We start from the raw sequence: 21313 nt of genomic DNA, 5'->3' as shown, positions 1-21313 counted from the left end.
AGGCGGCGCGTGTGTTTGTGTTTAACTGCAGGCGCTTATTTGGATGCTGGCTGCGGCTTCTCCGGAGCTTTTTTCCATAGCTCTTCCAGCATCTCCACGGCGGTGTCTGTGAGAGTCTGGATGCCTTCCAGGGCTACGAAGTTGGCTCCGGCCAGGGTCTCGTAGCCTTCGTGCTTGAAGGCGGCTTCGGTGGGTTCGTAGCCGACCCAGTGGTTGGTGAGTTCGCTGAGGACGGTGTGTGGGAAGGGGGAGCGCTTCTTCACGGAGATGCCCCACTCCACGAAAAGCTCTCCCGCATTGGTGGCGATGGCAAAGGGGCCGATGCGTGCGGCGCTCACGGGCACGTTCAGGAGGCGCGGCATGGATTCGGCGGTTTTCTTTGCGCCTTCAAACGACTCTGGCCGCCAGCCCAGCCGGGAGATCGCCTCGGGGCGCTGGGCTTCGGCGTTGCAGCGTGGCACGTCGATGTCGCGCCGCATGTAATCGACGACGGGAGATTCCACCGGAAGAGCGGTCTTGGCGGCCTCGACTGCGGCATTGGCAAAGACGGCAGCGCGTTCCTTCCAGTCGGGAGCCCAGCACACGGGCGGCTGGATGTTGCCGGAAGCGCCCTGCATGAAGACGCCGATGGCCTGCGGGCCGAATTCTTTTGCCAGAGTGTCTGCGATGACGCCGGGATAATCGGCAGACCAGGTGTGTGTTTTGATGCGGTCATGCAGGCAGGGGTGGCAGGTGAAGTTCATCAGCGTGCCGAGCATCTTTCCTTCTGGCGAATCGAAGCGGACCAGCCACAGCTCGGGGTCGATGACGCTTTCGCTGCCAAGAACTTGAGGCACTTCCTTGAGGTCGTTGAGTTTTTTCAGCCAGGTGTTGAGCACGAGGCCGTCGGACTTGGAGATGAGGCGGCGATTGATGTGGCCTTCGAGCACGATGGAGCGGCCGACGGACATGCGTGCGGGCTGCAGTGCTTTGTTGGCCTGCAGGATGCTGTCTGAGATGAGCTTGGGGAGGGTGTCGATGTAGGTCTTGTTAGCCGTGGCTTTGTCGCCATCTGCCGGAATGAGGGGGCCGCTGTGGTTGTGACTGGGGCAGATGAGGATGCCTTCGCGCGTGATGTCCGTCTGCTGCATCACCAGCTCGATCGCCTTGTCCGAGAGATCGCGGCGGATCTTCACGAGGTCCACGCCCACGATGACGAGCTTTTTGCCACCGCTGGCGACGACCATGGCGCGTGCTTTGAGGGGATCGTCCGTGGCGGTGCTGAGCGGCCCCATGGGCCCCGTGATGATGCCACCGATGGGCGGTGTGATGTCCACCTGAGCAAAGCCAGCCTGCAGCTCGGCTGCAGAAGCGGCAGCCCCCAGGAAAGGCCAGGCTGAGAGGAGGAAGAGGCAGGCAGCTTCGCAGAGGAGATGGGAGGTGGTTTGGCTTTTCATCGGAGGGGGATCGCAAGCGACATGTCTGTACGACAGAAGATCCCGCGTTGCTTCCGTGATTGTCTTGCAACATCATCGTCTGGACAATTTCTAAAACACGCCATGCCTCGCGACAAACCTAAGCCTCAGCCCCGCATCTCCCTGCGGGAGCGACAGATTTCCGGCGGCGAGACCGGCTGGTCAGCGCTGCAGTCCATCACCGCCTCGGAGGGCTTTCTGGCGGAACGGGTCGACTGGCACAGCCATGAGGGCGTGGAGGTGCTGATGTTTTTGCGCGGAGCGGCGGAGTATGAATTTCGGGGCGGCAGGCGGCTCGTGCTGACTGGAGATCACATCCTCATTGTCCCCCCTGGGCTGCGGCACCGCGCGGCGCGGGACGTGCGCAGCCCCACGGTGCATAGCTCCATCACCATTGATCTAGACGGTGCCGCACGCAGCGGCTGCCCTTTTACCCGCGCCGAGCTGGACTGGCTGCGGACGCGGCTGTGGGGCACCCGGCCTGAGGTGCGTGCCATGACGCCTCTGCTGCGCCGCCGCGCCAGAGTGCTGCACCGCATGATCCATCAGCACCCGCAGCATGCGCCCGCGCCTGATGAAGCCGCCGTACTGCGCCTGCAGATCGCCGGGATTTTGATCGAGGCGGCGAAGGCCGGAGAAGGACTCAGCTCCGGGCGGGAGGCGGGCCTCGTCACTGCCGCGATCGCGCATCTGGAGCTGCATTTTGACAAGCCGCTGCAGATGGATGCCGTGGCAGAGACCATCGGCTGCAGCCGCTCGCGCTTCTACGCCGCCTTCCGCCGGGAAACTGGCATGAGCCCCAATGACTGGCTGCTGCGTCTGCGGGTGGACAAAGCTCTGGCGCTGCTGGCCGGAGACGCCACCCCCAGCGTGAGGGAGATCGCGCACGCCACGGGTTTTTCCTCCCACGCCTACTTCTGCCAGGTCATCCGCAAATACACCGGCCGCAGCCCTGGCGAACATCGGACAGGGTGAGGCAAACGGGTGCCTGCATGCTGCTACACGTGCTTGAGCTGCTTCGGGATGAGCACATACGCCGGGATGCGGAACCACGGCGTGGTGGAGATCATCACGCGCTCGCGCCAGTACTCACCGCAGTCCACCCGCGCCACCACTTCCGGCTGGAAGTCCACGGACGAAGGCTCGTAGCTCAAGACCTCTGCGCGGGGAACTCATGGCGGGCGAGTGTGGAGGATGCTGTGCTTTGCTGCCCACTGGAGCAGACCTGATGCGCGGACGGTTCCGCAGACGGGTTGGGTGACATGTTGAGACGGCAAGTGTATGATCCATCTCAGGATGGGCACAAGCGCGAACGTGTCTCAGCACTCCGCAACATTCACCGCCAGACCACCGCGGGAGGTTTCTTTGTACTTGGTGCTCATGTCCGCGCCGGTCTGGCGCATGGTGGCGATGACTTTGTCCAGCGACACACGGTGCGTACCGTCTCCGCGCAGGGCCAGGCGGGCAGCGTGGATGGCTTTCACGGAGCCCATGGCGTTGCGCTCGATGCATGGGACTTGCACGAGGCCGCCGATGGGGTCGCAGGTGAGGCCGAGATTGTGCTCCATGGCGATCTCGGCGGCGTTTTCCACCTGCGGCACGCTGCCGCCGAGGGCCTCGCACAAAGCGCCCGCGGCCATGGAGCAGGCGACGCCCACTTCTCCCTGGCAGCCAACCTCCGCGCCGGAGATGGAGGCATTGCGTTTGTAGATGAGGCCGATGGCGGCGGCGGTGAGCAGAAAGCGCACGATCTTGTCGTCGTCTGCCACGCGCTGCACACGCACGAGGTAATGCAGCACGGCGGGAAGGATGCCCGCGGCGCCGTTCGTGGGTGCGGTGACGACGCGGCCGCCTGCGGCGTTTTCTTCATTCACGGCCATGGCCCAGAGGCTTACCCAGTCGAGGATGCAGAGGGGATCATTCAGCGCGGCTTCGGGGCGGGCGGAAAGTTCATGGAACAAGGCGGGAGCGCGACGCTGCACACGCAGGCCGCCGGGCAGAATGCCGGGGCTGGTGCAGCCGCGCTGCACACAGCGCTGCATGGCCTCCCACACGCGGAGCAGCGCGGCGCGGGTTTCAGATTCGGGGCGCCGAGTGTTTTCATTGCGCAGCGCCATCTCGCTCACGCTGAGGCCGGACGCGGCGGCGAGGCGCAGCAGGGCATCGCCTGTGTGCAATGCGAAGGGTGGCGGTGTGCTGTCTTCCTGCGGGGCTTTGATTTCATCCACCACGAAGCCGCCGCCGATGGAGTAGCAGGTGTGGGCCAGAAGCTCCGAGCCTTGCGCATCATAAGCGATGAAGCGCATGCCGTTTGGGTGTGCGGGGAGGGGCTTGGTGCGGTGAAATACCAGATCCTGCTTTTCCTCAAAGGCGATCTGGCGCGTGCCGCCGAGGCGCAGCCGCGCGCTGCTGCGGATGGCGGCGACTCGTGCGTCGGCTGTGTCCACGTCCACGCTTTCCGGCAGTTCACCTTCGAGGCCGAGCAGGATGGCTTTGTCGGTGCCGTGGCCTTTGCCTGTGAGAGCGAGGGAGCCGTAGAGATGGGACTCCACGCGTGCCGTTTGCTCCAAGACTCCCGTGCTTGCCAGTTTGACGGCAAACTTTTGCGCCGCACGCATGGGCCCCACAGTGTGCGAACTGCTGGGGCCGACGCCGATGGTGTAGAGGTCCAGGGCGGAGAGGCTCATGGTGGAATGATAGGCGGAGATGGCGGATTGTCACAGCCGCAAAAGCGGTGCCCATGCGGCGTCATCTTGCTGCGGTGCGGAGGAGGCGAGTGGCGGGGTAGCCGACCTTTTGCAGCTTTACCTGACGGAACTGCACCTTGCCGCTGCACAGGCTTCCGGGGCCGCCCATTTGGAGCCGCAGTGTGGTGGTGCTCTGGTCGGGCTTGGTGGTGAAGGGCAGCACCACGGGGGTCCAGTCCGTGGCTTCGAGAAGGTCTTTGGAAGTGTGTGAACCATTGGCCTCCAGCAGCACGGTGAATTTTCCTCCGGCCTGCTCGATCTTCACGCGTGTGGTCTTCACCTCGGCAGTGAGGATGTAATTGGTGGAGGGCTGCACTGCTGCCTCCTGCAGGAGTGAGGCGTGGTCTCCGCGCTCGCATTCCAGAGTGAGGATGCCGCCATCGTTTTCCGCATAGCGCGCCGTGGTGCTGGCCGCCTTGGCCCAGCTTTCGAGGGACCAAGGCTTTTGACCGGCTGTGATGGCACCCGGTTTTACAGCGGCGGCGGTTTCCACCGGGAAGAGAGATGCTTTGGAAATGTCTCCCTTCATCAGTGCATAGACCCACTCCGGGTATTCGCTGACAGGCAGATCCACGATGGGAAATTTGGGTCCGCGTTTGCGGCCTTCTTCGCGCATGGGGCCGTGCTTCCATGCTTTGCTGCCGTGGCCGGAGAAGCCTTCGCTCTCAGGCACCTCGGCGTTCAGGATGTCCTTGTACCATGCCATATAGCCTTTGAAGGTGTCCTGCGGACGCCAGACTTTGGCGATGCCGTAGTGCGCATCGTAATTGATGCCGCCATGCAGCGCGCCCTTTGGCAGGCGCACGTCCTTGAACCCGCCGTAGTAGCCGTCCAAGCCGTGAATCCATTCGTGCACAAAGATCTCGTCCCGAGGATTCATGTGCCCCGCGCTGCTGATGGCAAACATGCCGATGCCAGCGCTGCCATTGTACCCACCGACGCCATAGCCCGCACGTGGTGCGAGGTAGCCGGAGGCGCTGTCATAGTGCAGGAAGTAGTAGCCCACGCTGTCGTACTCGCCGGGCTTGCTTACGGCAGCGAGTTCGTTGATCATTTCTTCGCCCAGGTACTCCGCGCTGTCCCGGCGCGAGGGATTGAAGCAGCGCAGCGGTTTGTCAGAGACAATGACGGTGGGGATGAAGCGCACTTTTCCATGAGTGGCCTCATGCACCATGTCCGGCGTCTGAATTTCAAAACAGTGGCGTGCGGCCTGCACGTCTTCCTCCGTCATCTCAGCACGCACGGGCAGGAGCAGCGGGTGCGTGGTGTCGCTGATGCGTTTGATGATGAGCAGCACCTTGAACTCGATCTCCGGCTTGGCCGCGTAGGTATCGATCACTTTGGCCACCTCGTCCGCCAGCTTCAGGGGCCAGCTTTTGTCCGTGAGGTATTTGGAATCTTCGGCGGAGTGAATTTTGAGCCGGCGCAGGAACTCGACATTGAAGGGAGAGCCTACTTTTCCCAGTTCCGGATGCCGGGCGATGGCCTGCGCAGAGGCCTCCTTGGAAGGCGCCTGCGCCATGGTCGGCTGGCAAAGCAGCAGCGCAGACAGGCCGAGAGAAAGCGTGGCAAAACGAATCATAAGTGCTGCACCATGCTCCCGCGAAGACGTGAGCAGCAAATTGACTTCACCGCGCTGCTGGCCGAAAAAGTCGGCCGGTTACCGCCGACTGAATCATGCAAGCGCTCACCCGCCCCACTCTGGCCGAACACACCGCCCGGCACCTGCGGGAGGGCTTTCGCAGCGGGCGCTGGCAGGGGCTGCTGCCCGGTGTGCGGCAGTTTGCGACGGAGTTCGGGGTATCGCGGGATGTGGTGCTGGAGGCGCTGCGTCTTTTGGAGGCGGAGGGGCTTGTCATTCATGAGGGCGCGGGCAGAAGCCGCAGCGTGGCCACGACGAGACGCGGTGCGGTGCGGAAAACGCTGCGCGTCGGCATTCTGCTGCCCAGTCCCCTGGAGGAGGACAATGCACACACGCATGAACTGATCACAGGCATCCGCCAGACCATCGAATCACTCGGGCACGCGGGCTTCATCGCGCCAAAGTGTTCGTTGCAGCTTGGCGGCAAGATCTCCCGCATTCGCCGCCACTTGGAGGAATGCAAAGCGGATGCGTGGATCATTTACTCCGCGGATCGTGATGTGCTGGAAATGGCCGTGGAGCTGGATATGCCGGTGTTTGCGCTCGGCGGCATCTCGGAAGGACTGCCTCTTGCGGGATCGCGCACGGACCTCACCGCACCGATGGAGACCGCCGTGGATCATCTTGTCAAACAAGGCCACCGCCAGATCGTGCTCATCTGCCCGCCGAAGTGGCGCAGCCCGCGGCTGAACCACGCCGCCGCAGCCTTCGTGAACCGGCTGCACACGCACAGCATCCGCGCGGACACAGCCTACCATGTGCCGGAGTGGGAGCACACGCCAGCCGGGCTGCACGCGCTGCTGCGTGCGCTCTTCTTTGCCACGCCGCCCACGGCCCTGCTCATCATGGAGCCCGAGTGTGTGGGGCCGGGGCTTGTGTTTCTGGCAGAGCATGGCCTCGCTGTGCCGCGGCATGTCTCCCTCATCAATCTGCTGCCGGATCCCATGCAGGCCTTTTACCGCATCGGCCTGGCGCATTTCGAATGGCCGGTGCAGCCGCACATCGCCAATGTCGTGCGCTGGGTGCGTGCCGTGGCCCGGGGCCGCGCGGATCTGCGCTTCTCCACCATCGCCCCCGCCTTTGTGCAGGGAGAATCCACCGCACGGGCATGCCGTGTGCCGTAGGCGGTTCCCAAGCCTCTGGAAAACTTTTTCAGAAATCTTGTCCTGCCCTGTCCTCGGTGGGCGGGTTCGTTTGTCGTGTCATTGAACGGGACGCTGCGGCAGACCGGGAAGAAGGCAGAAACGAATTCTCATCAACACCCTACACCCCACCACCATTGACCATGAAAACGAAACACAGGATTGCAACGCAGGCCGAGTGGCTTGAAGCCCGGAAGGCGCTCCTCGCGGAAGAAAAACAGCTCACCCGGCAGATGGACGCGATCAGCGCCAAGCGCCGCGCCCTGCCGTGGGTGAAGATCGACAAGGACTATCAGTTTGAAAGCAGCGGCGGCCGCGTTTCGCTGGCGGATCTTTTCTGCGGAAAGAGCCAGCTGGTGATCCAGCATTTCATGCTCGGGCCGGGATGGGAGGAAGGCTGCCCTAGCTGCTCCTACATGGCGGACCACACGGACTGCATGCTGCCGCACCTGGCGGCGCGGGATGTGACGATGCTGGCGGTGTCCCGCGCGCCGTTGGCGGAGATCGAGGTTTTCAAAAAGCGCATGGGCTGGAGCTTTGGCTGGGTGTCCTCCCATGGCAGCGACTTCAACCACGACTTCCACGTGTCGTTTACTGAAAAGGAAGTGGAGAGCGGCAAGGTGGACTACAACTACACCGAGCAGCCCTTTGGCAGCACGGAGGCGCCTGGCATCAGCGTTTTCCAAAAAGAGGCCGATGGCACCGTCTACCACACCTACTCCGTGTATGGCCGTGGTGTGGAGCTGATGATGGGCACGTACCGCATTCTCGACCTAGTGCCGAAAGGCCGTGACGAAGACAGCCTGGAATGGACGATGCAGTGGGTGCGCCACCACGACCGCTATGATTCCGGCTCAACTTCCAAATGCGGATGCCGCTCCGAGGAGGCCAAGGCATGAGCACGCGACGCTGCTGCCAAAGCACGAGACCTGCAGGGCGCGTGAGAAGAGTTGCTGGCTGGCTGGTCCCGGGCACGGTGCTGGCCCTGATGCCGAAGTGTCCCATGTGCCTGGCGGCGTATGTGGCGCTGGGCACAGGCGTCACGATGTCCTACACATCTGCCCACATCCTCATGCGCTGCCTCACCTTGCTTTGCATCAGCGCCTTGATCCTTTGCGCAGCGAGGCGTCTGCTGAGACATCTGCGTCACAAATCTTCACCCACACTCAAACTTCACCCCACTCATTCAAATCCATGAAAACCGAACCCACCTCTCAATACATGTTTCTCGTCCGCGGCGGCTCCTGCAGCGCCGGACACTCACCCGAAGAAATGCAGGCCCACATGAAGGAGGTCTATGACTGGATCGACGGCCTCACGAAGAAGGGCATCTTCAGCGCGGCACAGCCGCTGACGCCGGAAGGAAAAGTCGTGTCTGGCCCGGGCCTGGTGTCTGATGGCATCGCCGCTGAATCCAAGGAGGCTGTGGGCGGGTTTTTCATCCTCAATGTGGCGTCGATGGAGGAGGCTGTGAAGATTGCGGAATCGTCCCCCATGTTTGGCAACGGTGGCAGGCTGGAGGTCCGCCGCATCGCCGCGCTCACTGCTTGTGACTGATCATGAGCCAGCAGGGCACCAGTGCAGGTGAGGTGGCCGATCACTTCTTCCGCCATGAAGGCGCGAAGGTGGTGGCCACGCTCACGGCGCATCTCGGCACGCACCGCCTGCAGCTGGCGGAGGATGTGGTGCAGGAGGCGCTGCTGCGCGCGCTGCAGACATGGTCCTACCGGGGAGTGCCTGACAATCCCGCCGCGTGGCTCACGCAGGTGGCGAAGAATCTCGCGCTGAATGCGCTGCAGCGGGAGCAGCGCTGGAACGAAAAACAGGACGGCATCGCCGCGGAGCAGGAGCGGTGGCTTTCCACACCGGCTGAAGACATGAAGCACGAAACCTTTGCCGACGACACGCTGCGCCTGATGTTTGTCTGCTTTCATCCCGAGCTGGCCACGGATGCGCAGACGGCGCTGGCGCTGCGCACGCTGTGCGGCTTCAGCCCCGGGGAGATCGCCGCCGCATTTCTCACGAGCGAGGCTGCGGTGGCGAAGCGACTGGTGCGCGCGAGGCAGCGCATCCGCGAGCTGGCGCTGCCCTTTGTGGTGCCAGAGCCGGCGGAGCTCTCCGCACGGCTCAGCGGCGTGCTGCACACGCTCTACCTGCTTTTTAATGAAGGCTACAAAGCCTCCACCGGCGACCGGCTGGTGCGCGATGATCTGTGCCACGAGGCCATCCGGCTTCTCACGCTGGTCACCGAACATCCTGCCACGCAGGAGCCGCGCGCGCTGGCCCTGCTGGCGCTGATGCTGCTCAACGCTGCGCGCCTGCACACGCGCACGGATGATGCGGGGCATCTGCTGCGGCTGCATGAGCAGGACCGCCGGGCGTGGGATCAGGCGATGATCCGGCGCGGCATCGTGTGCCTGCATCAGGCCTCCCAAGGCGGGGTGCTCAGCGTGTATCACATCGAGGCGAGCATCGCCGCCACGCATTGTCTAGCGGCGGATGCGTCATCCACGGACTGGCGGCGCATTCTGCATCTATATGATCAGCTGCTGGCCATCACTGGCTCGCCTGTCACGGCGATGAACCGCTCCGTGGCGGTGGCGCGTGTGCATGGGCCGCAGGCGGGGCTCGATGCACTGCACAGCATCCAGCAGCGCAGCGTGCTGGAGATCTCCCATCTCTACCATGCCATCGGCGGCACCTTCGCCGCCGAGTTGGGCCAGACAGAGGACGCGCTGGCTCATTTCAAACAGGCGCTCAAACTGGCCACGCTGCCCGTGGAGCGCGAGTTCATCTCGCGGCGGATTCAAGAATGCGAAGGCTGAGGGCTGCCTCAACGATGGTGGCCGCCATGATGGCTGCCGCCAAAGCCACCGTGGTGGTACCCGCTGTAGCCTCCGAAGTGGTGGCCGCCGTAACCGTAGGAAGGAGAGCGATAGCCTGGGCTGTAACGGTTGTAACTGTAGCGGTTGTACCCGAAGCTGCTGTAGTAAGGGCGATAGTAGGACCTGCCGTAGCCGTAGCCATAACCGCCGCCGTAGTATGGGCCCACGCAGGAACTCAGGGAACCCAGAGTGAGGATGGCGGCGAAGAGAAGAACCAGTTTTGATTTCATAGGTGCAATGTCGGACGCAGCGCCTGCGGAACTATTCAGCGAATCACGGCGGATTATAAATAAGGGAGCGGATTGCACACCTTGGCTAGTAGTTCCAAAGCACCACGGGGATGCTGTCGGAGACTTTTTCGCCGGGTTTGGCGCGGAGCATTTTCTCCAGCTGTGCGGCCCATTCCTTGATGGCGAAGTGCGCCTGACCGGAAGGGAAGAAGTCCTGGAGGGGAAGGATGACCACGATCTTTCCCACTTCCTTGTCGGCGAACTCAAACACGGGCTGCTGTGAGCACGGCTCGATCAGCCTGCCTTCCAGGGCGATGAATCCGCGCGTGCTTTTCATGGCCACCTCCCCCACGAAGTCGAAGGTAAGCATGTCCACGGCCTCTCGCACGATGATGCCGGTGTAGGTGTTGGGGCCCCACTCAAGGAGGGACAACTCGAGCGTCAGCGCATCTCGCGCCGCGGCATCCACCACGGTGTAGCGCGGCTCCTTGGCTTTCTGGAAAGACTCGACGAATTTTTTCTGGGTGTATTTCGCGAGCGAAGGGAGCTTGAGCTTACGCCGCCAGTTCGGGTGCTCCAGATAAGCGAATACATTTTTGTTCGGACGGATGTGTTCAAACGTGACAGGTGCGATGTAGATCTTGTGGCATTTCTCCGCGGCAGCCAGCAGCTTCTTGTCTGGTGTCCACCAGTTGCTGATGAAGGGGGAGCGCTTGCGGTCTTCCTTGAGCTCTTTCGCGTGGGTCAGAAAGGCTGAAGGTCTCACATCCACAGCCACGATGACACTTTTGGCCGTCCGGCATGAGCAGAGGCAGGCTGCGACGGCGCACAGCAGCAGAAGCTGTAGAGACGATCTCCTTTCATATGAAGCGATCATGGTGGAGGCACCAGCCTGCAAACGAACGAGGTCTTGGAAAATGAAAGCCCGTACATGCGCAAAGTGCTGCATCCGGATGACATATTTTTCACGATCGAAATGCTCTGCCGGTTTTGGCTTGCTGATCTGCCCGGCTTTTATTTAAAACGCGGAGATGATTTACAAATATTTACTCATGATTCTTCCTTGTCTGCTGCTCACCACGAAGGGGCTGGCCCAGGCAGCGGCGCCGGTGCGTCCTTTGGGGGAGTTCTTCAACGGCATCACCGGCAAGCAGATGCGCAAACTGGCCGACAGTCGTGACGAAAAGGAAAAGTTCCAGACGGCCAAGGAACTTTCCGCGCTGCTGGAAGCCAAGGAAAAAGGCAAAAAGTGGACTTTGAAATTCACCAGCAGTGGCAAGGCCATGGTCGTCATGGACAATCAGATCTCACTTTCAGGCGACCCCGAGAAAAGCGTGGTCCGAGCCAATGGCGAGCAAATCCATGTGAAAGTCATCGCCGAGGTTCCGCCGACCCTTAAGGACAAGGTCCTGAAATGCCGTGAAGGCAGGAAGGTTTTTGTGACCGGCACGATCAAGTCAATCGGCATCAGCTATGGCGCGTCCCTTGTGGGCACGAGCAATGGACGAGGCGTCTATGGACCGAACCAGTTCACCGCGGGGATCACCGTCACGGGGGAAGATGTGGGGCTGGACAAGTAAAGGGGGACCCAGAGCTAGAGCATGCCGGCCAGATCTTTTGCGAGCTGAGCGGCCTCAGCCACGGGGCGGCTGGCCTCGCGCTCGACGGGAGGCAGGGCGAGATCGGCTTCGTTGAAGACGCGCACGCTCATGTGCAACTGGCCGTCGGTGATCCAGCTGTGTGCGCCAACGGGGGTCTGGCAGCCGGCGCCGAGGATCTTCAGGAATTCGCGCTCGGCGGTGATGCGGGCTTCGGTTTCGGTGTCGTTGAGGGCGCGGATGGCGGCGATGGTGGACTGGTCATCGGCGCGGCATTCGATGGCGATGGCACCCTGACCGGCGGCGGGGAGGAATTTCACGGGATCGAGCACGAGTCCGTACAGGGTGTGGGTGTCGATGTGGATGCGGCTGAGATTTGCATTCAGCAGGCCGAGGCGCAGCAGGCCGGCGGCGGCGAGCAGGACGGCATCGAGGGCGTTTTCGCCGAGCACTTTCTTCACGCGGGTGGGGACGTTGCCGCGGATCTCCACGATCTGCACATCTGGGCGCAGAAACTTGAGCTGCGCGGCGCGGCGAACGCTGCTGGTGCCGACGCGGGCACCCTGCGGGAGGGTTTCCAGCGTGTAGGGATGCGCGGAGACGAGCACGTCCTCGATGGCGGCGCGGGGCAGGACGGCGGCGATGGTGAATCCGGCGGCGAGGTCGCTGGGCACGTCCTTGAGGCTGTGCACGGCGGCGTCGATCTGCTTGTCAGCGAGAGCGATTTCGAGCTCCTTGATGAAGATGCCTTTGTCCACCTGGGCGACGTCGCTGAATTCGGAGAAGCGGAGGTCCTGGCGTTTGTCTCCGCTGGTCTGGATGATCTGGCGCTCGATGCTGAGCTGCGGATGGGCGGACTGCAGCGCGGCGGTGACCATGGTGGTCTGAGTGAGGGCCAGTTCGCTGCCGCGGGTGCCGAGGATGATTTTTGCGGGGGTCATGGTGGGGTGTGCAGCTTTTCACGGACCGGGGCGGGACGCAAGGGATGCTCTCTCAGCTTTGCGCCCGGACTTGCGTCATGCTGCGCTCGACTTTCTCCCGGTCTGGAGCTGGAGGCGTCGAAACCCCGGAGCAGATAGTGATACGGCCTGAATTACGCGGGCACGAGGCCGCCGCCGGGTTTGAGATAGCCGTATTTTGCGAGCTGCTCCTCGATGATGTGCTCGCAGGAGGCGAGCTGGCGCTCGCGCTCGCGGCGGTTGCCATCAGCAATGGCCTGGAGGCCGTCGATGTCGTAGAGGTAGACGCCTTCGATTTCGTTCACCGCAGGGTCCACATCGCGGGGGACGGCGATGTCGATGATGAGGAGGGGCTCCCAGCGGCGCTTGCGCATCGCCTGCTCGATCTGCTCCGGCTTGATGACGAAATGCGGGGCGCTGGTGCTGGAGATGATGACGTCCACCTCATGCAGGGCGTGCTCCCATTCGTCAAATTTCATCGCGGTGCCCTTCATCTCGGTGGCCAGCTCCACGGCTTTGTCATAGCTGCGGTTGGAGACGATGATGCTCTTGGCGCCGCGGGAGAGCAGGCTCTGCGCGCAGGTGCGGCTCATCTCGCCGGCGCCCACGAGCATGACGCGGCACTGCTTGAGATCGTGCACATTTTCCGCCAGGTCCACGGCGACGCTGCCCACGCTGGTGGAGCCGCGCTGGATGGTGGTCTCATTGCGCACTTTTTTGCCGACGGTGAAGGCCTGCTGAAAGAGTTTGTTGAGCGCGCGGCTGGTGGTGCCGGTGTCCAGAGCGAGTTTGTACGCTGCCTTGACTTGGCCGAAGATTTCCGTTTCTCCCAGCACCATGGAGTCCAGCCCGCTGACGACGCGGAAGAGGTGCCGGGCGGCTTCGGCGGAGTCCAGATTGTAGAGCACCAGCGCCTCGGCGTGTTCGGGGTGCAGTTCAAAACGGCGCACGAGGTAGTCCCGCAGGGCGGCGTGGCCGGCCTGGCCGCTGGGCAGGGCGTGGGTGGCGTAGAGCTCCACGCGGTTGCAGGTGCTCAGGACCACACATTCCTCAAAGCCCGGCAGCCCGCTCACCTGCTGCACGGCCTCCGGCACTCTGGCCTCGGGAAAGGCCAGGCGCTCGCGCACCTCCACCGGCGTGGTCTTGTAGTTCAGTCCCACACAAAGGAGGTCGCTGCTGGGGCGGTTGTCGGTCGGCTCAGGCATGCGTCACGATCCACAGAGAAATGAACGGCAGAATGAAGCCGATGACCGCCAGCCACGCGGTTCTGCGCGGGGAGGTGAAGTGTTTCCACATCAAGAAAGCGCACACGGCATACAGACCCCATACGATCCAGGCAAAGACGACGTGGCCGGTCTTGGTCATGGGCAGGTGCAGGGCCAGGGAGATGCCCAGAGCGATGCTCAGCAGCAGCAGGCCCAGGTGCACGAGGCGCTGGATGGCCTGCGCCAGTCCGTGAATGGGCGGCAGCTGGTAAAACAGGCCGCCAATGTGGTGGCGCTTCAGCATGCGCTCCTGCACGAGGTACATCACCCCCGTGATGCAGGCGAGAGCAAAGGCCGCATAGGAGATGAGAGCCAGGGCGATGTGCAGCTCCACCAGTGCATTGATGGGCCCTTTCGGGGGATAGGGTGCGAAGCCGTTTATAAATGCCATTCCCTGCATGAGGGTGACGAGCGGCGCGGTGAAGACTCCCAGCAGCGAGAGGCGGAATCCGGAGCCGACGAGGAAGTAGAGCAGCACAATGCTCCAGGCGATGAAGACCAGGATGTCCGGCAGGCTGCGCAGGGGGCACTGCCGCACCTCCTCGCCACGCAGGAAGATGAACCCGGTCTGCAGCACAAATCCCAGGGCGATCAGCACAAACTGAGCCCTGGCCTGCTTCCACGCGCCCGCTCTCAGCGCCAGCAGCGCCTGCACGATTGCGGCCACAAAGACGATTGTGGCGGCGAGTAGCAGTTGCTGGGAGGTTGGCATTTGGGCGGGGGGCGAATACTCGCGGCCCTGCGCCGTTTCTGCAAGGATGAAGACGCTGGGCTCAGCGGGTCGCTCTGGTGCAGTTGTGCTCGTATTTTGTCATGCGTGCCAGGGAGGCGGTCCGAGGAGCACCGCTTATCTCGCCTGCTTCACCGCCTCAAGGCCGGCCGAAAGGATCGTCATCATCCCTTTGACGATTTCGGGCGTCGCATACTTCGTGTCCACCGCAGCCAGAGTGTCGTGCACGATGTTTTCGGCAAAACGCTCGCCGGCGGACTTCCCCGAAATGGGCTGGAGCACCTTGTCCAGGACGATCCGCATTTTCGCGGCGTAGTCACTGGGCTCCGGCTGAAAAAAGACGACTTCCAGGCAGAAGTTGATGGTCTGGTCAAACCGGGCCTGCTGTTTCAGACCCTCCCGCAGGATGGCAAACGAGACGATCGACCCTACCAGATCGCCGTTTTTGGCAGATTTGTAGAGGTAGTCTGCGCTCATGCCATTGATGGCCTTGGCCCCTTCATGAATGGCCACGTACTGAGCCAGGAGCTTGCTTGAGCGGTTGCGTTCCACCTCCCGCTCCACTTCGGAGAGTTTTTTCATGCGCACCCAGGCGTAAGACAGCGCCGGCTCAAACTCCAGGCTCACGTTCTGGCGTTCCGCCACGGAAAACAGGCTGGAAGCCAGCGAGATGGCGATGTCCTGCCGCCCCATCCGCAGGTACGCGGCAGCCAGGCTGTTGGTCGTTGCCAGGTGCCCGGCCAGCCTGCCGGCACCGAGTTTGATTTCCTCCAGAGCGTGCTCGGCGGCGACGGCCTTGTCATGCGCCTGCTGCATGTACAAGCTTTTGTGCCCGATGTCCACCGCCCCGCCCACTCTGCGGGGTGGGTTTTTCTCCAGCCGCTCCAGGCTTTTGCGTGCTTCAGTCAGAGAGGCCTGGTGCTGCGGGCCGCTGCGCACCAAGCTCTGGTATTCAAATTCAGCGACAAAGGGCTGCTTGATCTGGTTGATGAGATCGTTCACAGCCTGGCGCTCGGGCTCCGGGCTGGCGGCCGCCACCTGGGTCAGCGCCAGAATGGTCTGCCGCGCATCTTCCATGCTTGGCGTGGGCTTTTCATTCAGCGGACGCAGCTCCGCAGTCAAAGCGGGCAGTCTGATTTCAGCCTCACATGGCAGAGTTGCTGATGCAGCCATGGTTGCATAGATTAGGAAGATGCGTCTCATGCGGTAAGTTTTTCAAGGTGTTTAGCGCCAAACGCACGTCAATGAATTAACTCGCAAATCAGCCGCCGTGGACGGGAGCGCTTGCGCATCCCCGCATCTCCTCCATGATCGGCGGTCATGGCCCCCGACATTCTCGACACCATCCGCCGCACGATCCGTGACGTGCCGGATTTCCCCAACCCCGGCATCCTTTTCAAGGACATCACCCCGGTGCTGGCCAATCCGACGCTGCTGGCGCAGACGATTGATGGCATGATCGAGGCCACCGGCCTGACGGAAGTGGACAAGGTCGTCGGCATCGACGCACGGGGTTTCATTTTCGGAGCATTGATTGCGGAGCGTCTTGGAGCGGGTTTCGTGCCCGTTCGCAAAAAAGGCAAGCTGCCCTGGCAGACGCGCGGCATTGATTACGCTCTGGAGTATGGCACGAACTCGGTGGAGATGCACCTGGACGCCATTGCCCCGGGGGAAACGGTGCTGCTGGCGGACGATCTGCTGGCCACCGGAGGCACGGCCGGGGCGGCGCTGCACCTCATTGAGCAGGCTGGCGGCAAGGTGCTGGGCAGCACTTTTTTCATTGAACTGGCCTTCCTCGGCGGCAGGGAAAAGGTGGCTGCCGCCGGCCCGGTGCACGCCCTCATCACCTACTGACCGCTCCTTCTGCGATGACCGAACGCGAATACCTGCGGCACCTGAACAAGAGCGCGCAAAAATTCTTTCCCCCAGAAGACAAGCTGCCGCGCGGACGCACCGAGACGCTGCGTCAGGCCAAACGCTTCCTGAAGATCAAGGAGCAGCGCATCAAGCAGCGGCACCGCTCGGGCAGCTTCACAGGGGCGGAAATCTGCCGCATGCGTTCAGACGTGATGGACCTTCTGGTGCGTACGCTGTGGGAGGAAAGTCTCGCCGCCCTGGACCCGGCGGTGCGTGCGAAGCTGAATGTGAGCGTGATCGCCCATGGCGGCTATGGCCGGCGGGTCATGAGCCCGGGGAGCGATGTGGACCTAACCTTCATGTTTCCGGGGAACAGCGGCAGGGTTTCCAATGAAGTCGTCCAGCTCATCCGCGACTACCTGCTCTATTTTTACGACCTGAAGCTCAAGGTCGGCCATGGCTCCCGCTGCGTTGGCGAGTGCATCAAGCTGGCCAATGAGAGCATGGAAACGAAGACCGCGCTCATGGAGGCGCGCTTTATCACCGGCCAGAAGGCGGCCTTTGAAGAGTTCCGCGCCCGCTTTGACAAGGAATGCATGGACGGGCAGGAGGCGGATTTCCTGAAACTGCGGCAGATGGACCTGAACGCGCGCCACACGAAGTACGAAAACACCCCCTTTGTGCAGGAGCCGAACGTGAAGAACGGCTGCGGAGGGCTGCGCGACTACCAGAACCTCATCTGGATGACCTATGCGCGCCACCGCACGCTGAACCCGAAGGATCTGGTGAACCTGGGCCTGATCTCCAAGAAAGGCTGGAAGGAGGTCGAGCAGGGCTACGACTTCATCCTGCGCGTGCGCAATGAGATGCACTACACGGAAAAGCGCGCCGAAGATCTGCTGACGCTGCGCCTGCAGGGCCCCGTGGCCACCAATCTGGGCTACCGGCCGAAGCGCATCCTGCGCCGGATCGAGGCGCTGATGCACGAATACTACACGGCCACACGGGACATTTTGCAGCGCAGCAACGAGGTCATGGACCGCTTCCACCTCCAGGCGCTGGAGACACGCACGCAGAACAAGCTCATGGGCTTCATCGCGCGGCGGAAGGCGGAGAAGGAGCAGGAAAGTTTTGATGGCTTCCAGCGCCGGCACGAGCGCGTGTATGCGGACGGCCCGACGATTTTCAAGGACGACCCGGAGCGCCTCATGCGCCTCTTCCTGCACACGCAGAAGCGCCATCTGCGCCTCAGCCCCGATCTGTTTCAGCTCATTCAGGACAACTTCCGTCTGGTGGACACGAGCTTCCGCTACAGCAAGACCAACCGCGAAACGTTCGAGACCATCCTTTCCAGCAAAGGAGACGCCGCGCGCACCCTGCGGCAGATGCACCGTGTGGGCTTCCTGGGCCGCTACATGCCGGAGTTTGGCGCGCTGACCAACCTGGTGCAGCATGAGTTTTTCCACCTCTATACGGCGGACGAGCATACCCTGCGCACCATCGACAAGCTCGATGAACTGAGCGATCCCACCCTGAAAGGTGTGGAGCTTTTCCAGCAGCTCTTTCACGACCTGCAGCAGCCCTACGTGCTGTATCTCGCCCTGCTGCTGCACGATGCCGGCCGCGCGGCCAACAAGAAGACGCACAGCGACGAAAGCACCACGCTGGCCGCGGCCGTCTCCCGCCGCCTGCAGGTCAAGGGAGAGCGACGCCGCCTGCTGCTCTTCCTGGTGGACAACCATCTGCTGATGTACCGCACCGCCACGACGAAGAGCCTGGACGATCCGCAGGTCATCGAGGAGTTCGTGGGCATCGTGCGCACGAAGGAGAATCTGGACACGCTCCTGCTCATGACTTACGCGGACTCCAAGGGCACCAGCGACAAAAGCTGGTCCGGCTACAAGGAGGCCTCCATCCGCCAGCTTTACCACAGCGCGCTGCGGTTCATGAACGCACCGGCGGATTTCATGCGCAATGTGCAGATGCCGCTGGCGGACCTGAAGAAGGAAGTGTCACGGCGGCTTGGCTCCGGCTACGAGGCCGAGGTGGAGGCGCACTTCCGCCACATGCCGCCTTCGTACTTCAATTTCCGCGAGGCAGAGCTCATCGCCGCGCACCTGCGGCAGTTCCGTCTCTTCTTTGAGCAGCTCATCCGCGAGGAAGCCGCCGCGGGGCTGCTGCCCGTGATGGTGTGGGAGGACCATGTGGACCAGGGCTACAGCGAACTCACGGTTGTGTGCTGGGACCGGCACCTCCTGCTCGCACGCATTTCCGGAGCGCTGGCTGCGGAGAGCATCAGCATTCTCAGCGCAGATCTCTACCAGCGTGCCGACCACCTCGTGCTGGACACCTTCCGTGTCTGCAACACCAACTTCGCCGCCGTCTCCACCAAGAGCGCCCGGAACCGCGTGGAGGAGTCCGTGCGCAAAGCTTTCAGCGGGCAGACCTTTGACTTTGGGGAGGCCATCCTTCAGAAGCTCGGCAAGTCCATCACCATGCTGGATGAGATCGGTGCGGAAATCCCGCAGCGCATCTACGTGAACAACAACCTCTCGCCGGATCAGACCGTGCTGGAGCTTCAGCTCGTGGACCGTCTCGGCCTGCTGTATGACATCTTCATGGCCATCGGCCGCCTCGGACACAACGTCACCCATGCGCGCATCAGCACGGAGAAGGGCGTGGCCATCGACGCTATTTATGTGCAGGATGAGCAGAGCCGGAAAATCACCGATCGCGAACAGCTCGATGAGCTGGCCGCCGCCGTGACCACCGCCGCGCATCTGCGCCTGCGGGCCGCCAGGTAAACCGTCCAGAGCACGCTCGTTTGCCATCTGGGCTGATACATTTGCCCCTTCGCATCGTTCGGAGAGCGACATGAAGCTCTTCGCATTCCTGCTCTGCCTTGCCACCTCCCTCCAGACCTCCGCACTTGCGGCGGATGCAGCCAGACCCAACATCCTCATCTTTTACATGGATGACATGGGCTGGGCACAGCCCGGGGCCTATGGCGGGAAAATGGCTCCCACGCCGAACATGGATGCACTGGCTGCAGGCGGCGTGCGGTTCACCCAGGGCTACTCCTCTGGCTGCATTTGCTCGCCGGGGCGTGTCGGGCTCATGACGGGGCGCTATCAGGCACGCACCGGCCATGATGCCAATCCTGGACGTGCGGGACGCGAACTCCTGCTGAGCGAAACCACGATGGCGCAGCACCTCAAAACGGCGGGCTACACGACTGGAATCGTCGGCAAATGGCACCTCGGAGACAGCAGTCCGGAATACATGCCCATGGCGCGCGGGTTTGACTTCGCCGTGGGCACGGTGGGCAATCTCGGCGAGGGCAAAGGCCCGGCGTTTTATCGCAACAAGGAACTGATTGAAGACCTTCCCGGAGCGCCGGTCACCTCCCCTGTGTATGCGAAAGAGTCCGTAGGCTTCCTGGAAGCGAACCGTGAAAAGCCCTGGTTCCTCTTCATGTCCTTCAATGCCGTACACGCCCCGCACGTCGCCTCAGAGAAGTGGCTGGAGAAGTTCAAGGACCTGCCGAAGCACGATGCCGCCTATGCCGCGCTCGCCGCAGAGGCCGATGAAGCGATCGGCACGGTGATGGCCAAGCTGCGCGAACTCAAGCAGGAGGAGAACACCCTCATCTTTCTCCTCAGCGACAACGGCGGCGCGTATCAAAACGCCGAGATGGGCGGCCTGCGCGGTCATAAGTGGTTCGTGTGGGAGGGCGGCATCCGGGTTTCATGGATCGCGGCGTGGAAGGGGCACATTCCGGCGGGGCGGGTGAGTGACGAGCCGGTGATCCAGCTCGATGTGCTGCCGACGGTGCTGGCGGCTGCGGGCACGACAGCATTTGCATCTAAAGGCGGGGCCTTGGAACCTGTGGTGGACGGAGCCCACTCGATCGATGGCGTCAATCTCCTCCCTCTTCTCGAAGGCAAAACCAACAAGCTTGCCCCGCGCGAGCTTTACTTTCGCTTCGGCGTCCAGCACGCCGTGCGGCAGGGAGACTGGAAGCTTGTGAAGGCCGGCAAGGACATGGCCCCCATGCTGGTGAACCTCGCCACGGATCCCGGAGAGCAAACCGATCTCACCGCCAAGGAGCCTGAGAAAGCGCAGGCGCTGCAAAAACTCTTCGACCAGTGGAACGCCACCATGCAGCCGCCGCGCTGGGAGGACCAGCGCTGGAATGGTGAGGAGGACCGCAAGGGAGGGAAGAAGGAGAAGCGGAAGAAAAAGTAGCGGTCTCGCTTCATCCAGCAGAGCGCAGCGCGCCTGCACTCCCACAAGATTGAAATCCTAAAGCGTTAAAAATTTCACGTTTCGTCTTGCCATTCCGGATTTGATTCGTTAAAAATATAACGAAATGTCCGACTCCATCCAGCTTTCCCGGCGCGAGCGCCAGATCATGAACGTCCTGCATGCGGAGGGCAGCGCCACGGTGGCAGCCGTGCAGGCGAAGCTGCCGGACCCGCCTACTGACATGGCCGTGCGGCGGCTCATGCACATCCTGGAGGAGAAGGGGCATGTGAAGCGTCTGCGCAAGGAGGGGCGCGAGGTCATCTATGCGCCCGCGCAGTCCAAGGCGCGCGCAGGCTTGCAAGCGCTGAAGCAGGTGCTGGACACGTTCTTCGGCGGTGCGGTGGACGAGGCGCTGGCGGCACACCTCACGCGCAAAGATGCCGCGCTCACGGATGGACAGGCGGAGCGCATCCAGAAACTCATCGACGAAGCGAAACGCGAAGGCCGCTGAGATGGAAACAAGTTCACAAAGCCGCGACAGCGTCCTGGAGTGCTC

20 protein-coding genes are annotated in these 21313 nt (G+C 62.4%); 10 read left to right on the top strand and 10 right to left on the bottom strand.

Annotation, left to right across the window (positions count from 1 at the left end; genetic code table 11):
• Positions 1 to 35 precede the first annotated feature (35 nt).
• Positions 36 to 1436: a hypothetical protein gene (locus tag ACILSO_RS13830; protein ID WP_395738011.1), complete on the bottom strand. Its 1401-nt coding sequence runs from the start codon at positions 1434 to 1436 to the stop codon at positions 36 to 38.
• A gap of 102 nt (positions 1437 to 1538) precedes the next feature.
• On the opposite strand from ACILSO_RS13830, the gene ACILSO_RS13825 reads away from it, so the two are divergent.
• Complete coding sequence (locus tag ACILSO_RS13825; RefSeq protein WP_395738010.1) at positions 1539 to 2429, top strand: helix-turn-helix domain-containing protein; 891 nt, start codon at positions 1539 to 1541, stop codon at positions 2427 to 2429.
• A gap of 23 nt (positions 2430 to 2452) precedes the next feature.
• Here ACILSO_RS13825 and ACILSO_RS13820 read toward each other — a convergent pair whose 3' ends face one another.
• The 3 genes from ACILSO_RS13820 to ACILSO_RS13810 form a co-directional block, all read right to left on the bottom strand.
• Entirely contained in the window at positions 2453 to 2608 is a 156-nt protein-coding gene (locus ACILSO_RS13820) for a hypothetical protein (RefSeq protein WP_395738009.1), read from the bottom strand.
• Between the two features lie 165 nt (positions 2609 to 2773).
• A complete protein-coding gene (locus ACILSO_RS13815) occupies positions 2774 to 4141 on the bottom strand; it encodes an L-serine ammonia-lyase (protein WP_395738008.1) in 1368 nt (455 codons plus the stop codon).
• A gap of 61 nt (positions 4142 to 4202) precedes the next feature.
• On the bottom strand, positions 4203 to 5783 hold the full coding sequence (locus tag ACILSO_RS13810) for a hypothetical protein (protein ID WP_395738007.1): 1581 nt from the start codon (positions 5781 to 5783) through the stop codon (positions 4203 to 4205).
• A 95-nt stretch (positions 5784 to 5878) separates the two neighbouring features.
• Between ACILSO_RS13810 and ACILSO_RS13805 the strand changes: the two genes are divergently transcribed.
• The 4 genes from ACILSO_RS13805 (at position 5879) to ACILSO_RS13790 (ending at position 9810) form a co-directional block, all read left to right on the top strand.
• A complete protein-coding gene (locus ACILSO_RS13805) occupies positions 5879 to 6967 on the top strand; it encodes a substrate-binding domain-containing protein (protein WP_395738006.1) in 1089 nt (362 codons plus the stop codon).
• 161 nt (positions 6968 to 7128) lie between these two features.
• Entirely contained in the window at positions 7129 to 7884 is a 756-nt protein-coding gene (locus tag ACILSO_RS13800) for a DUF899 domain-containing protein (RefSeq protein WP_395738005.1), read from the top strand.
• Between the two features lie 295 nt (positions 7885 to 8179).
• Positions 8180 to 8542 carry a YciI family protein gene (locus ACILSO_RS13795; RefSeq protein ID WP_395738004.1) on the top strand — a complete coding sequence of 121 codons (363 nt, stop codon included), beginning with the start codon at positions 8180 to 8182 and terminating at the stop codon, positions 8540 to 8542.
• 2 nt (positions 8543 to 8544) lie between these two features.
• The gene (locus ACILSO_RS13790) at positions 8545 to 9810 is read left to right on the top strand and encodes an RNA polymerase sigma factor (protein ID WP_395738003.1); all 1266 of its coding nucleotides are present in this window, start codon (positions 8545 to 8547) and stop codon (positions 9808 to 9810) included.
• Positions 9811 to 9818: 8 nt separating this feature from the next.
• On the opposite strand, the gene ACILSO_RS13785 is transcribed toward ACILSO_RS13790, so the two are convergent.
• Positions 9819 to 10100: a hypothetical protein gene (locus ACILSO_RS13785; RefSeq protein WP_395738002.1), complete on the bottom strand. Its 282-nt coding sequence runs from the start codon at positions 10098 to 10100 to the stop codon at positions 9819 to 9821.
• An 85-nt stretch (positions 10101 to 10185) separates the two neighbouring features.
• Complete coding sequence (locus tag ACILSO_RS13780) at positions 10186 to 10977, bottom strand: hypothetical protein (RefSeq protein ID WP_395738001.1); 792 nt, start codon at positions 10975 to 10977, stop codon at positions 10186 to 10188.
• 175 nt (positions 10978 to 11152) lie between these two features.
• Between ACILSO_RS13780 and ACILSO_RS13775 the strand changes: the two genes are divergently transcribed.
• The gene (locus ACILSO_RS13775) at positions 11153 to 11680 is read left to right on the top strand and encodes a hypothetical protein (RefSeq protein WP_395738000.1); all 528 of its coding nucleotides are present in this window, start codon (positions 11153 to 11155) and stop codon (positions 11678 to 11680) included.
• A 14-nt stretch (positions 11681 to 11694) separates the two neighbouring features.
• Here ACILSO_RS13775 and hemC read toward each other — a convergent pair whose 3' ends face one another.
• The 4 genes from hemC to ACILSO_RS13755 all read right to left on the bottom strand — a co-directional run bounded on the left by hemC (position 11695) and on the right by ACILSO_RS13755 (position 15825).
• The gene (hemC, locus tag ACILSO_RS13770) at positions 11695 to 12639 is read right to left on the bottom strand and encodes a hydroxymethylbilane synthase (protein WP_395737999.1); all 945 of its coding nucleotides are present in this window, start codon (positions 12637 to 12639) and stop codon (positions 11695 to 11697) included.
• Between the two features lie 152 nt (positions 12640 to 12791).
• Positions 12792 to 13862 carry a glutamyl-tRNA reductase gene (gene hemA / locus ACILSO_RS13765; protein ID WP_395737998.1) on the bottom strand — a complete coding sequence of 357 codons (1071 nt, stop codon included), beginning with the start codon at positions 13860 to 13862 and terminating at the stop codon, positions 12792 to 12794.
• Positions 13855 to 14634 carry a cytochrome c biogenesis protein CcsA gene (gene ccsA / locus ACILSO_RS13760; protein ID WP_395737997.1) on the bottom strand — a complete coding sequence of 260 codons (780 nt, stop codon included), beginning with the start codon at positions 14632 to 14634 and terminating at the stop codon, positions 13855 to 13857. The genes hemA and ccsA overlap by 8 nt, the downstream gene beginning before the upstream one ends.
• 135 nt (positions 14635 to 14769) lie before the next feature.
• Positions 14770 to 15825, bottom strand: coding sequence for a hypothetical protein (locus ACILSO_RS13755; protein ID WP_395737996.1), 1056 nt, complete (start codon positions 15823 to 15825; stop codon positions 14770 to 14772).
• 147 nt (positions 15826 to 15972) lie between these two features.
• Here ACILSO_RS13755 and ACILSO_RS13750 point away from each other — a divergent pair, with 147 nt between their 5' ends.
• The 4 genes from ACILSO_RS13750 (at position 15973) to ACILSO_RS13735 (ending at position 21268) form a co-directional block, all read left to right on the top strand.
• On the top strand, positions 15973 to 16506 hold the full coding sequence (locus ACILSO_RS13750; protein WP_395737995.1) for an adenine phosphoribosyltransferase: 534 nt from the start codon (positions 15973 to 15975) through the stop codon (positions 16504 to 16506).
• A 14-nt stretch (positions 16507 to 16520) separates the two neighbouring features.
• Complete coding sequence (gene glnD / locus ACILSO_RS13745) at positions 16521 to 19313, top strand: [protein-PII] uridylyltransferase (protein WP_395737994.1); 2793 nt, start codon at positions 16521 to 16523, stop codon at positions 19311 to 19313.
• A gap of 70 nt (positions 19314 to 19383) precedes the next feature.
• Positions 19384 to 20757 (top strand): sulfatase-like hydrolase/transferase, encoded by a 1374-nt coding sequence (locus ACILSO_RS13740; protein ID WP_395737993.1) that lies wholly within the window; start codon positions 19384 to 19386, stop codon positions 20755 to 20757.
• A gap of 124 nt (positions 20758 to 20881) precedes the next feature.
• Positions 20882 to 21268 (top strand): BlaI/MecI/CopY family transcriptional regulator, encoded by a 387-nt coding sequence (locus ACILSO_RS13735; RefSeq protein WP_395737992.1) that lies wholly within the window; start codon positions 20882 to 20884, stop codon positions 21266 to 21268.
• The last annotated feature ends 45 nt before the right edge of the window (positions 21269 to 21313 follow it).

The organism is Prosthecobacter sp. (assembly GCF_044226605.1).
Taxonomy (GTDB): Bacteria; Verrucomicrobiota; Verrucomicrobiia; order Verrucomicrobiales; family Verrucomicrobiaceae; genus Prosthecobacter.
The sequence above is the reverse complement of the archived record's forward strand: the minus strand, read 5'-3'. Positions and strand labels throughout refer to the sequence as shown.

Coding starts and splice junctions, on each gene's coding strand:
- ACILSO_RS13740 (WP_395737993.1), top strand. CDS start 19,384: ATGAAGCTCTTCGCATTCCTGCTCTGCCTTGCCACCTCCCTCCAGACC.
- hemC (WP_395737999.1), bottom strand. CDS start 12,639: ATGACCCCCGCAAAAATCATCCTCGGCACCCGCGGCAGCGAACTGGCC.
- ACILSO_RS13805 (WP_395738006.1), top strand. CDS start 5,879: ATGCAAGCGCTCACCCGCCCCACTCTGGCCGAACACACCGCCCGGCAC.
- hemA (WP_395737998.1), bottom strand. CDS start 13,862: ATGCCTGAGCCGACCGACAACCGCCCCAGCAGCGACCTCCTTTGTGTG.
- ACILSO_RS13800 (WP_395738005.1), top strand. CDS start 7,129: ATGAAAACGAAACACAGGATTGCAACGCAGGCCGAGTGGCTTGAAGCC.
- ACILSO_RS13825 (WP_395738010.1), top strand. CDS start 1,539: ATGCCTCGCGACAAACCTAAGCCTCAGCCCCGCATCTCCCTGCGGGAG.
- ACILSO_RS13750 (WP_395737995.1), top strand. CDS start 15,973: ATGGCCCCCGACATTCTCGACACCATCCGCCGCACGATCCGTGACGTG.
- ACILSO_RS13810 (WP_395738007.1), bottom strand. CDS start 5,783: ATGATTCGTTTTGCCACGCTTTCTCTCGGCCTGTCTGCGCTGCTGCTT.
- ACILSO_RS13830 (WP_395738011.1), bottom strand. CDS start 1,436: ATGAAAAGCCAAACCACCTCCCATCTCCTCTGCGAAGCTGCCTGCCTC.
- glnD (WP_395737994.1), top strand. CDS start 16,521: ATGACCGAACGCGAATACCTGCGGCACCTGAACAAGAGCGCGCAAAAA.
- ACILSO_RS13775 (WP_395738000.1), top strand. CDS start 11,153: ATGATTCTTCCTTGTCTGCTGCTCACCACGAAGGGGCTGGCCCAGGCA.
- ACILSO_RS13735 (WP_395737992.1), top strand. CDS start 20,882: ATGTCCGACTCCATCCAGCTTTCCCGGCGCGAGCGCCAGATCATGAAC.
- ACILSO_RS13815 (WP_395738008.1), bottom strand. CDS start 4,141: ATGAGCCTCTCCGCCCTGGACCTCTACACCATCGGCGTCGGCCCCAGC.
- ACILSO_RS13785 (WP_395738002.1), bottom strand. CDS start 10,100: ATGAAATCAAAACTGGTTCTTCTCTTCGCCGCCATCCTCACTCTGGGT.
- ACILSO_RS13790 (WP_395738003.1), top strand. CDS start 8,545: ATGAGCCAGCAGGGCACCAGTGCAGGTGAGGTGGCCGATCACTTCTTC.
- ACILSO_RS13780 (WP_395738001.1), bottom strand. CDS start 10,977: ATGATCGCTTCATATGAAAGGAGATCGTCTCTACAGCTTCTGCTGCTG.
- ccsA (WP_395737997.1), bottom strand. CDS start 14,634: ATGCCAACCTCCCAGCAACTGCTACTCGCCGCCACAATCGTCTTTGTG.
- ACILSO_RS13795 (WP_395738004.1), top strand. CDS start 8,180: ATGAAAACCGAACCCACCTCTCAATACATGTTTCTCGTCCGCGGCGGC.
- ACILSO_RS13755 (WP_395737996.1), bottom strand. CDS start 15,825: ATGGCTGCATCAGCAACTCTGCCATGTGAGGCTGAAATCAGACTGCCC.